This window comes from Paenibacillus sp. MAEPY2 (assembly GCF_000499205.1).
Taxonomy (GTDB): Bacteria; Bacillota; Bacilli; order Paenibacillales; family Paenibacillaceae; genus Paenibacillus; species Paenibacillus vandeheii.
Genome location: NZ_AWUK01000074.1, coordinates 1 through 9,760, shown reverse-complemented (window position 1 = coordinate 9,760; position 9,760 = coordinate 1). Strand labels below are relative to the sequence as shown.

Sequence of the window (9,760 nt, the reverse complement as noted above, 5' to 3'; positions counted from 1 at the left end):
GGTAACTACACTTCCCGTGAGACAGGTTCTCTGGGTGGTTACATCACTAAACGTCTGGTCCAAATCGCTGAGCAGCAATTATCGGGTCGTTCGTAAGCTCGTAATTCGCGCTCGTATATGCAACAACAAAAAGCGGCCTTCCTCGGAAGTGCCGCTTTCCTGTGTGCTCATCACAATTAAGAAGTCGACTCCATGCCTGAATCCATGTATGTATTGGTTCTAGGATAACGAATCATCAGGTTCGCCATATTATAGTTGGACTCCATCGTGGCATCAACCAAAATCATCCCTTGTCTTACTGTAAAGTCATATGCAATTTCTCCATGAGTCCAATTACGCTTGAATTTTAAAGTCTCCAGTGCCATTGCACGGAAAGAAGAGCGCTGGGTTTCGTTTAATCCACCGTCCTCCACTTCCATTTGACCATCACGTCCGGTTATCGGATTATGTCGAATTCCAAACTTTCCAATAACATTATTTCGTATTTGCACAAAAACTACACCTGAATCTAAACCTGATAATTCATGATCAAGCTCTTTGAACACCAAATCCAATTGTCGTGCTAATGAAAGCTGGTCAATTTTTACCATAACGCTCCTCCTTTGTGCACTTCATCCTACAAAACAAGGACTTACGACTCATTATATGACAACATATGTGGTCATTCAACAAAGACAAACAAACTTGGGTAAATATAACTATAATTTGCACAATTAATTGCCATTTTGCGTCCTTCAAGCGAGTTATTTCTCTTAATTGCGACAAATTATTTAGCAGAAGACAAATATAAAAAAAGGATAAAAAAGACTGCAAACCTGTGTGCGTTTACACAGTTTTGCAGCCCCGTTACATATATAGGCATCCTATTTAGCGGATTCTGTCATCTTAAGAAATTGATCAATATCGGCAATGACCAGGTTCGCAGCATTTTGCCAGAAATCAGGTTGCGTGAGATCCGTACCCAGATGTTTCTGAGCCAGATCTTCTACCGTCATTCGGCCCGTATCCCGCAGCAAATCATCGTATTTATCGGCAAATGCCGTGCCTTCCTCCTGCGCTCTGGCATAGATGCCTGCACTGAACATATATCCGAACGTATACGGGAAGTTGTAGAATGGTACACCTGTCAGATAGAAATGAAGCTTGGATGCCCAGAAATGCGGATGATCGGATGCAAGTGCACCACAGAATGCTTCCTGCTGTGCCTCCACCATGAGCTTGGACAGCTCATCTGCATTCACCAAACCTTTTTTGCGTTGCTCATAGAACCGATTCTCGAACAGGAAACGAGCGTGAATATTCATGAAGAACGCAACACTTCGTTGAATCTTGTCTTCAAGCAGAGCGAGCTTCTCTTGCTCATCCGTTGCGGACTGAACCAGGGCATCCGCTACAATCAGTTCAGCAAAGGTAGAAGCCGTCTCCGCCACATTCATGGCGTATCGTTGATTCAAGGCCGGCAGTTCTTCCATAATATGCTGATGATAGCCATGACCGAGTTCATGGGCAAGTGTCGACACATTCGACGGCGTCCCAGAGAAGGTCATGAAAATACGTGTTGCTTTGCTGAGTGGCAATGAAGTACAGAATCCTCCTGGACGCTTGCCAGGACGGTCCTCTGCTTCAATCCAGCGTTTCTCAAACGCCATCTCTGCAAATTTGGAAAGTTTGGGACTAAACTTGGCGAATTGATCCACAATATTGATAGCCGCCTCATCATAGGTGACTTTTCCACCAGACTTGCCTACTGGTGCATCAACGTCACTCCAGCTGAGTTTCTCTACACCGAGCAGTTTCGCCTTGCGTTCCAAATATTGAACCAATGCAGGTTTGGCACCATTAATTACGTTCCACATTGTATCCAGCGTCTGACGCGACATCCGGTTAATCGCCAATGGTTCTTTGAGAATGTCATCCCAACCACGCTTCTCATACAATTTGAGACGGAAGCCAGCGAGATGATTCAATGTATCTGCGCAGAAGTCTTCGACATCAGTCCAAGCCTGTTCCCAGTTAGCGAATACAGTTTCGCGTACATTACGGTCACTGTCGCTCAGCTTGTTAGCAGCCTGACCTGCAGACAGCATTACCGTTTCACCATTTTGTTCAAATGGAATGTTAACTTTGCTTACAATGGTGTTATAGAATTTGCCCCAGCCATGGTAACCATCTACGCCGAGATCAAGTGCAAGTCCTTCAAGCTCCGGAGACAGCTTCTCACGAGCTTGCGTACGGCTCTCGTTCAGTGCAAAGGCAAGCGGCTGAATATTCTCCCGGGCAATCCATGCTTCCCACACCGAGTCTGTCGTCTGGCTAAGCATATTATCGAATTGGGACTTGGTACTGTTCAACATCGCGCCAAGAGAACTCATGGTTCCCTGAAGCTGAACTGCCTTTTTATCATTTTGGTTTTGTGAAGAAAGACAGGAGACAAATGCAGACCCTTCCGAAATTCGCATATAACAGCTCTGCAGCAGTTCCAGGATCGGGTCGAACGCATATGTTTCTTCCAGCGACTTGGGCGCAGGTGTTTCCTTCAAAAGGACCTGCAGCTTGCGTACATCCTGCTCCAGCTCAATTAAATAAGCAGCGAATGATTCGGAGGCAGATCCTCCACTAAAAATGGACTCCAGATCCCAGACGGGTTGTAATGGTGTTTTCATTTAAATAAGGCCCCTCTCTCAGTAGAATGTATAATTAACCTTGAATTAGAACTGGTTTTATAAGCGCTATATCTCTATACTAGAGAAATAGTTTAAGCTATTTCAGGAGGTCATCGTATGAAACCTTTACAAGTCTCGGCTGACACAGCCGTCAAATTAGCAGAATCTCTAGGTGTTCCCCTCGAACATCTGATGCATATGCCGCAGCATATCCTGATGCAGAAAATCGCCGAACTGGCCAAACAAGAAGCGGCTAAACCTGCCTCTACGGAAGGCGAGCAAGAATGATTCCCTTTGAGAACAGCTGGCCATACGATATTGTAATGGGGGACATTTATGTACAGCAATGTCCGTACTGCCATGCGAACAATGTACTGCTGCCACTCAAACCGAAGGAGCTTGTACGCATTCGTGAAGGCAAAAAGAAATTGCTGGTCTTTCCTTGTTGTAATACCAGTATGACTGTCGTCGACAACGATAGTGATTACTTGCTATCCAGTCGTCCTGTCCGCAATTAGAGAACAACTGTCACTTATCAAATGGGGCTACGTTTCGTAGCCTCTTTGTCTGCTTCAATCATTTCAGCTGGCAACTCCATTTTGCCCGAAATCATCTGTTCCCGCAGCAATGCCCACTGCTCCCGTGAAGAACGAATCATGGCAGCATCGGTAATGCGCTTATCATGGATGACTCGGCCGAACCATTTTACAGCCTCATGGAAACGACCTACCCTGCGATTCAACTCCCCCAGCAGATACAACAGCTTGGCTTCATTACCGCCAGTACCTTCCCGTTCAAAAACCTTTACGTAAGCATCAAGGCTAAATTCGAGAAAGCGGTTTTCCTGGGTATGATCCTCCATATACCGATACAGCCAGGCAATATGATGCAGCAGACCCGCAACGACACGATCTTTCTCCTGAATAACTTGAGCGCACAACAATCCAAGCTTGTATGAATCCATCGCCTGTTCAAGTGTCCGAGCACCGCTATAATCTCGTTTCACCCAGCGATTGCCGATTTGCTCCTTGAAATCCTTGCGCTGTTTTTCGTTTAATTGTTCTGTCGAATTCTCCGTCGAAGCGAATCCACACGCCGGACAGATTCGTACAACATAGAAATCCGGATTCTCCCGCTTGTAGTAAGCACAAAAATCGGAATCCGTCCGGTATGGCCGTTTCAAGCTTGGTCTTACGCGTGAGGTGTCATACTCGGTCTCGCAATAATGACATTTCACCTTTACCTTATACAGGGGCTCTAATTCCACTCCGTCCATCCCTCTCCCATATGCGTGTAATCGGAACTAAGGTGTATTCACAAAATGATGTGCTGGCCCCGACAATCGCTGCAGGACGAAAGAATGCAACGGCTCTTCCACACCAACCTGTGTCAACGCCTGATCCATACATGCGAGCCAAGCTTCTGCCCGTTCAACCGTCACTTCAAAATGCATATGGCGGGCACGCATCATTGGATGACCAAAAGCCTCGGAAAATAATGCTGGTCCACCGAAAAATTGAGACAAAAACATGTATTGCTTGTCGATTACCGGCTGAATATTCTCTGGAAAAAGAGGTGCCAGCTTCTCATTCTGCTGAACAATCGGATAAAAAGCTTCAACCAGTGCGCGAACGCCTGCCTCCCCACCGAGATTGTCGTAGATGCTCAAACTTGGATTCATTGTTTACCCTCCTTTCAGTGTCGAATTTTGACATATATTACACTCCCATGCTTAATTATGAAAGGAGATTCAAGAACAAGGCCAAGAACGCCTTTATCTTCATTCTATCAAAAAAATCCCAAAAGTCCTATATAACATGAAAGGGTTATGGATCCACTTAGCCACGACTCGTACAGGTCTATCTCGTACTGAAGGCACAAAAAAAGCGCCAAACGTGAGGTTTGGCGCACCAGATATTTCATTAATAACTTCGCCAGTCCTCTTCTTCAGAGCGCACAAGCGAGGCACGTATAACATAAACAAAAGCACAAACCAGGATTCCGGTGACAAGACTCATAATCATCACTCCATCCGATTTAATTCCACCTTCTAGAACATATGAGGTGACGTTCAGGCGTTTTTATTATTTTAGCATACATCTCTTAAAAACACAGCCACTTTTGCAAGCGCTTTCTAAACATTAATTTGTACTGTTTGTCCGCTTTGTCTCATATATTGATGGCAAACGTACGAACGCTCTGCTGCACACTGACCATTCCAAAAATAAAGGAGAAAAATTCATGGCCGCTTCACAACGAATCACCCATGTCCTGATCCCACTAGCTCTCCTGATCCTGTGTGTGTTGATGGTGCTGTTTCCGGTGGAAACCTGGCATGCAGGTGTTCGTGGACTATCCATTTGGTGGGACGTGCTTTTCCCCTCCCTTTTTCCCTTTCTGGTGCTATCCGAGCTGCTCCTCGGATTCGGCATTGTTCATTTTTTGGGTACCCTCTTAAATCCACTTATGCGTCCGCTATTTCGTGTTCCCGGGAGCGGCGGCTTTGTGTTTGCCGTCAGCTGTGCTTCCGGTTATCCCACTGGAGCCAAATTGACCGCACAATTGTGGGAGCAAAAATTGGTTACTCGGGAAGAAGGTGAACGCCTCGTTGCCTTCACCACATCATCCGATCCCATTTTCATGATTGGAGCCGTATCGGTCGGTTTTTTTCATAATGTCGCTATCGCTCCAATACTGGTTACATCGCATTATGGTGCTGCTTTTCTTGTGGGCCTGCTTATGCGGTTCCATGGCGGCGGCTCTGTTAAGAATCAACCGTCAACTATCGATTCTCCCAGCACCTCCAAAGAGGTTCACAGAAACAGGCTAATCCGAGCCATTTATGCCATGCACGAGGCAAGAAAGGCGGATGGACGGGCATTTGGTGAATTGTTACGCCAAGCGATCTCCTCATCCCTTCGCCTTATTATTATCGTAGGAGGGTTAGTTGTATTCTTCTCCGTCATGATGGAGTTACTCGTGCAAACCGGATGGCTCGGCGGATTATATGCGATTACGGAACAATTGCTTCTATATACGGGATTTCCTCCAGCCTTATCTCATAGCCTCGTAGGCGGATTATTCGAAGTCACGTTGGGAGCCAAAGAAGCAGGAGGGGCCGGCATATCCATTCCACTCGTGTATAAAGCTGCCGCTGCTGCCTTCGTCCTTTCCTGGGGAGGATTATCCGTTCATGCCCAAATTATGAGTGTCCTGAGCAGCACTCCAATGAGATATGGCCCCTTTCTGTTTGCCAGAGCCATCCATGCTTTGATTGCACCCATACTTGTACTGTTGCTGTGGTTACCGATGATGGGTGATTTGGAAACGCCTGTTTTGTTCCAAACCGGTGGCATGCCGGAATTATCTTTGTATACACCAGACTGGGGACAGATCCTGTTTTCAGGAGCGGCTGTATGGGGAGGCATAATCCTTTTACTACTGATGCTTTCTCTGATGAGTTCCTTTTTCTTACCCCGACGTATGAAAAAATGAGCCATTCAGTTCGTTTATATTCAACTGAATATCAATCCGACATTGTGTTCTTCTCTGGAATTGATTATCATCGGTAGTATAATGACCACAAAGGAGCTTTCATCTTGAGATACTATGTTCAAGACCGCGGAGACCAGTTATCGATTGATCTCAGTCAGCAGTTTCATGCGCTGGCCAAAGAGGAAGGGTTTAAGCTGGATGCAGAATCGCCGGAGATTGTCATCTCCATCGGAGGCGATGGTACGATGCTGCAAGCATTTCACAATTTCATCGACCGCATCCCGGACATTGCTTTTGTTGGGGTTCATACAGGCCATCTCGGCTTTTATGCCGATTGGAAGAAGGAAGAATTGCGTGAATTGGTTCGATTGATGAGTGGTAAAGGAGACCCCGAACGACTCAAACCCCGAATAGTGGAGTATCCGCTGCTGGAGCTTGAGATTCGTAAAAAGTCGGGCAACACCTCTTATATCGCACTGAACGAATTTACGTTAAAAGGTGTAGACGGTACAGTCGTCGCGCAGGTCGACATTAACGACGTTACGTTTGAGATGTTCCGGGGAGACGGAATTTGTGTATCTACACCTTCGGGCAGTACGGCCTACAACAAGGCGCTTGGCGGCGCCATGGTGCATCCCACGATCGAGGCTATTCAAATCGCCGAGATTGCTTCAATCAATAACCGCGTCTATCGGACGCTGGGTTCACCGGTTATTTTGCCCAAGCACCATCACTGTGATATCTTCTCACGCAAGGATCAGCGATTGCTGCTGACCATTGACCACGTAAACGTTATGGTGGAAGATCTCATATCGGTACGCTGTCAGGTGGCCCGTCACAAGGTCAGCTTCGCCCGTTTCCGTCCCTATCCGTTTTGGAACAGGGTTCGTACAGCTTTTTTGGACTAATCATATGCAAAAGAAAAAGCGGTCCTTTTCAGGAACCGCTTTTTGCTTTGGCTTGAGGCTGATCTTTGCTCTTCTGCAGTACAAAGTATGCACAGCCAAAGTTGCAATATTCATTGATATAGTCCACCATGCTGGAGATCGTGGAATCCTTTGTTGCTTTAGGATGGTTGTCCCGGTAAAAACCTTTCAACCGCAGCTGGCTGTAACCCCAGTCCCCAATAATGTAATCGTACCGCTCCAGCACTTCGCTGTAACGGTCACGGAAGACTTCAGGATTCCAGCCGTCTTTGTGGTTCTGCACAATTTCATAATTCTTTCCGCCGATTTGAACAATAACCGGTTCTTGAGGTTTGTCCTGTACAGGCTCCTGAACCGATTCCTGAATCTGTTCTGAACTTTTTTCTTCTTCCAAACCTGTCTCCTCCATCATGCGTGAGATGCCGATTTTTCCGTATTTTTCGCAGCGGATTTCACTTGTTCATGGGCGTGGTAGGAGCTGCGGACCATAGGTCCGGATTCGACGTGGCTAAATCCTCGCTTCAGTCCTTCCTGCTTCAATGCCGCGAACTCTTCTGGCGGATAATACTTCTCCACAAACAGATGCTTCTCTGATGGCTGCAAGTATTGACCAATCGTCATAATATCACAATCCACAGCGCGCAGATCATCCATCGTTTGCAAAATTTCATGATATTCCTCACCTACACCAAGCATGATGCTCGATTTCGTTGGGATATTTGGCTGCATTTCCTTGGCACGAGCAAGCAGTTCGAGTGAACGCTTGTATTTCGCCTTGGCACGGACTTTGTCCGATAGCCGCTCTACTGTCTCGATGTTATGGTTCAAGATGTCCGGTTTGGCATCCATCACGATCTGCAAGGAATCCCGATCACCCAAAAAGTCCGGAATCAGCACTTCTACGCTGCATAATGGCAAACGACGACGAACCGCCTTTACCGTCTCTGCAAAGATCGTTGCTCCTCCATCCTTCAGGTCGTCACGAGCCACACTCGTAATTACGCAGTGCTGAAGATTCATCTGTTCTGCTGCTTCTGCCACGCGTTCTGGTTCCTGCAGATCAAGTTCCGTTGGCAAGCCGGTATTCACCGCGCAAAAACGGCATGCCCGTGTGCAAATGTCGCCCAAAATCATAAACGTAGCCGTCCGATTGGCCCAACATTCGTAAATATTCGGGCACCGTGCTTCCTCACATACTGTATGCAGCGTTTTGGAACGCATCATCGTTTTCATTTCCTGATAGTTATCGCCGGTTGTCAATTTGATCCGAATCCAGTCCGGTTTCGGTTCTTTAACACGTTTAGCCAATGCATAAACCTTCTTTCTACTGAAGTTAGGCTGTTGCTCGGAACATATTATACCATGAAAGCGTTGGAAAAACCCCCATTTGTCACATCTTGTGCATTCATGTCTTACATGGATAAAATGAAGACTTTTGAAGAACGCTAGGTTATAGCTTGGTTCACCGGGCACCATGTGCATCATCTCAATGGAAAGGGGGCTGCTTCCCTGTGCAGGATGGCTTTACATCGCGGTTAACTTATTCCTTTTGGATCAAAACATTGCTTGCAGGCACACTGCTTCTCCCATTCTTGCCTGTTGATGTTTACGGTGAACCCACCGCCGCTGATTCCAAACCTCAGGCTGTAGAGCAGAAACCAGAGGACATTTTCGCTGCGCGCCGACATCTGTATGAAAGCATTGGTCAGATGACCCACATTCCCTGGTACAGGCTCGCGGCAATCGATCAATATGAACGAACGATCTCGCGTGCACATCCGAAGGATCGTAAACACCTGGAAAGGCTGACTGGCATATTCATGACCTCCCCAGCCTGGAGAGGCTGGCTAAATCCTGACGAGACGGATCAACATCCGGGTTCAATTGTCTTTTTTAATGGGTATGGTCGTGACGGTTCCGGTGACGGTGTAGCAGATGCCAATAATGATCTGGATGTACTTTACAGCATGGCTTCCATTATTCAGAATTATGGGACCAAGCCGGAGGACTTCAACATCGCTCTGTGGGAATATTATCATAACTCCAGGGCTGTGCAGCGCATTCAACAATTCGCGAAGTTATATGAGCATTTTGACAGCCTCAATCTGTTTGGACACGCCTTTCCCGTCCCGCTCGGAACCAACTATTCGTATCGCAGCACTTGGGGCACCAAACGCAGCTGGGGCGGGTACCGTATTCATGAAGGCACGGATATTTTTGCACCACATGGACTGCCTGTGCGCAGTACCTGTTACGGCGTTGTGGAAATCAAAGGCTGGAATCCGTTTGGCGGCTGGCGTATCGGCATTCGTGATTTGAACAACCATTACCACTATTACGCTCATTTATCGGGCTTCGATAAAAACGCCCATATCGGCGAAGTGGTTACCCCTGGTCAGATTTTGGGCTGGGTAGGCAGCTCAGGGTATGGAAAACCGGGTACGCAGGGCAAGTTCCCTCCTCATTTGCATTATGGCATCTATCGGGACAGCGGGTTACACGAATGGTCATTCGACCCCTATCCGCATCTGAGGCACTGGGAGCAGGAAGAACGTAAACAGAAGAAAGCCAAAAGCCAATGAGCTAAATCTGGATAAATGATGAAACTGCATATTTCACAATAAAATATGTTTAATGCAAAGCGGGGCCTCCATTAAGAGAGCCCTGCAAAAGCCT

The 9,760-nt window shown here is 46.9% G+C and carries 12 protein-coding genes; 6 read left to right on the top strand and 6 right to left on the bottom strand.

Features of this window, described 5'->3' with window-relative positions; translation table 11 throughout:
* A partial coding sequence (locus P364_RS37180; RefSeq protein WP_152532786.1) for a small, acid-soluble spore protein, alpha/beta type occupies nt 1–96 on the top strand: 96 nt, incomplete at its 5' end.
* Between the two features lie 80 nt (nt 97–176).
* Here P364_RS37180 and P364_RS0133930 read toward each other — a convergent pair.
* Both P364_RS0133930 and P364_RS0133925 read right to left on the bottom strand, forming a co-directional pair.
* Entirely contained in the window at nt 177–590 is a 414-nt protein-coding gene (locus tag P364_RS0133930) for a hypothetical protein (RefSeq protein WP_024634409.1), read from the bottom strand.
* 273 nt (nt 591–863) lie between these two features.
* Nucleotides 864–2,663: a M3 family oligoendopeptidase gene (locus P364_RS0133925; protein ID WP_024634408.1), complete on the bottom strand. Its 1,800-nt coding sequence runs from the start codon at nt 2,661–2,663 to the stop codon at nt 864–866.
* Between the two features lie 117 nt (nt 2,664–2,780).
* On the opposite strand from P364_RS0133925, the gene P364_RS37175 reads away from it, so the two are divergent.
* Both P364_RS37175 and P364_RS0133915 read left to right on the top strand, forming a co-directional pair.
* Nucleotides 2,781–2,951, top strand: coding sequence for a YycC family protein (locus P364_RS37175; protein ID WP_079348954.1), 171 nt, complete (start codon nt 2,781–2,783; stop codon nt 2,949–2,951).
* A complete protein-coding gene (locus P364_RS0133915) occupies nt 2,948–3,181 on the top strand; it encodes a hypothetical protein (protein WP_024634407.1) in 234 nt (77 codons plus the stop codon). Before P364_RS37175 ends, P364_RS0133915 begins: the two co-directional genes overlap by 4 nt.
* 17 nt (nt 3,182–3,198) lie before the next feature.
* Here P364_RS0133915 and P364_RS0133910 read toward each other — a convergent pair whose 3' ends face one another.
* Complete coding sequence (locus P364_RS0133910) at nt 3,199–3,930, bottom strand: DUF2225 domain-containing protein (RefSeq protein ID WP_024634406.1); 732 nt, start codon at nt 3,928–3,930, stop codon at nt 3,199–3,201.
* A gap of 36 nt (nt 3,931–3,966) precedes the next feature.
* The gene (locus tag P364_RS0133905; RefSeq protein WP_024634405.1) at nt 3,967–4,344 is read right to left on the bottom strand and encodes a globin domain-containing protein; all 378 of its coding nucleotides are present in this window, start codon (nt 4,342–4,344) and stop codon (nt 3,967–3,969) included.
* 560 nt (nt 4,345–4,904) lie between these two features.
* Between P364_RS0133905 and ylbJ the strand changes: the two genes are divergently transcribed.
* Both ylbJ and P364_RS0133895 read left to right on the top strand, forming a co-directional pair.
* The gene (gene ylbJ, locus P364_RS0133900) at nt 4,905–6,158 is read left to right on the top strand and encodes a sporulation integral membrane protein YlbJ (RefSeq protein ID WP_024634404.1); all 1,254 of its coding nucleotides are present in this window, start codon (nt 4,905–4,907) and stop codon (nt 6,156–6,158) included.
* A 104-nt stretch (nt 6,159–6,262) separates the two neighbouring features.
* Nucleotides 6,263–7,066, top strand: coding sequence for an NAD kinase (locus tag P364_RS0133895; RefSeq protein ID WP_024634403.1), 804 nt, complete (start codon nt 6,263–6,265; stop codon nt 7,064–7,066).
* 28 nt (nt 7,067–7,094) lie between these two features.
* Here the strand turns inward: P364_RS0133895 and P364_RS0133890 are convergent, their stop codons facing one another.
* Both P364_RS0133890 and lipA read right to left on the bottom strand, forming a co-directional pair.
* Nucleotides 7,095–7,478 (bottom strand): YutD family protein, encoded by a 384-nt coding sequence (locus P364_RS0133890; RefSeq protein ID WP_236642253.1) that lies wholly within the window; start codon nt 7,476–7,478, stop codon nt 7,095–7,097.
* A gap of 14 nt (nt 7,479–7,492) precedes the next feature.
* The gene (gene lipA, locus P364_RS0133885) at nt 7,493–8,392 is read right to left on the bottom strand and encodes a lipoyl synthase (protein ID WP_024634402.1); all 900 of its coding nucleotides are present in this window, start codon (nt 8,390–8,392) and stop codon (nt 7,493–7,495) included.
* Nucleotides 8,393–8,595: 203 nt separating this feature from the next.
* Here lipA and P364_RS0133880 point away from each other — a divergent pair, with 203 nt between their 5' ends.
* Nucleotides 8,596–9,666 carry a M23 family metallopeptidase gene (locus tag P364_RS0133880; RefSeq protein WP_024634401.1) on the top strand — a complete coding sequence of 357 codons (1,071 nt, stop codon included), beginning with the start codon at nt 8,596–8,598 and terminating at the stop codon, nt 9,664–9,666.
* The last annotated feature ends 94 nt before the right edge of the window (nt 9,667–9,760 follow it).

Bases quoted from the DNA above. Each gene is read 5' to 3' on its own strand.
- P364_RS0133930 (WP_024634409.1), bottom strand. From the start codon at position 590: ATGGTAAAAATTGACCAGCTTTCATTAGCACGACAATTGGATTTGGTG.
- P364_RS0133925 (WP_024634408.1), bottom strand. From the start codon at position 2,663: ATGAAAACACCATTACAACCCGTCTGGGATCTGGAGTCCATTTTTAGT.
- P364_RS0133905 (WP_024634405.1), bottom strand. From the start codon at position 4,344: ATGAATCCAAGTTTGAGCATCTACGACAATCTCGGTGGGGAGGCAGGC.
- ylbJ (WP_024634404.1), top strand. From the start codon at position 4,905: ATGGCCGCTTCACAACGAATCACCCATGTCCTGATCCCACTAGCTCTC.
- P364_RS0133915 (WP_024634407.1), top strand. From the start codon at position 2,948: ATGATTCCCTTTGAGAACAGCTGGCCATACGATATTGTAATGGGGGAC.
- P364_RS37175 (WP_079348954.1), top strand. From the start codon at position 2,781: ATGAAACCTTTACAAGTCTCGGCTGACACAGCCGTCAAATTAGCAGAA.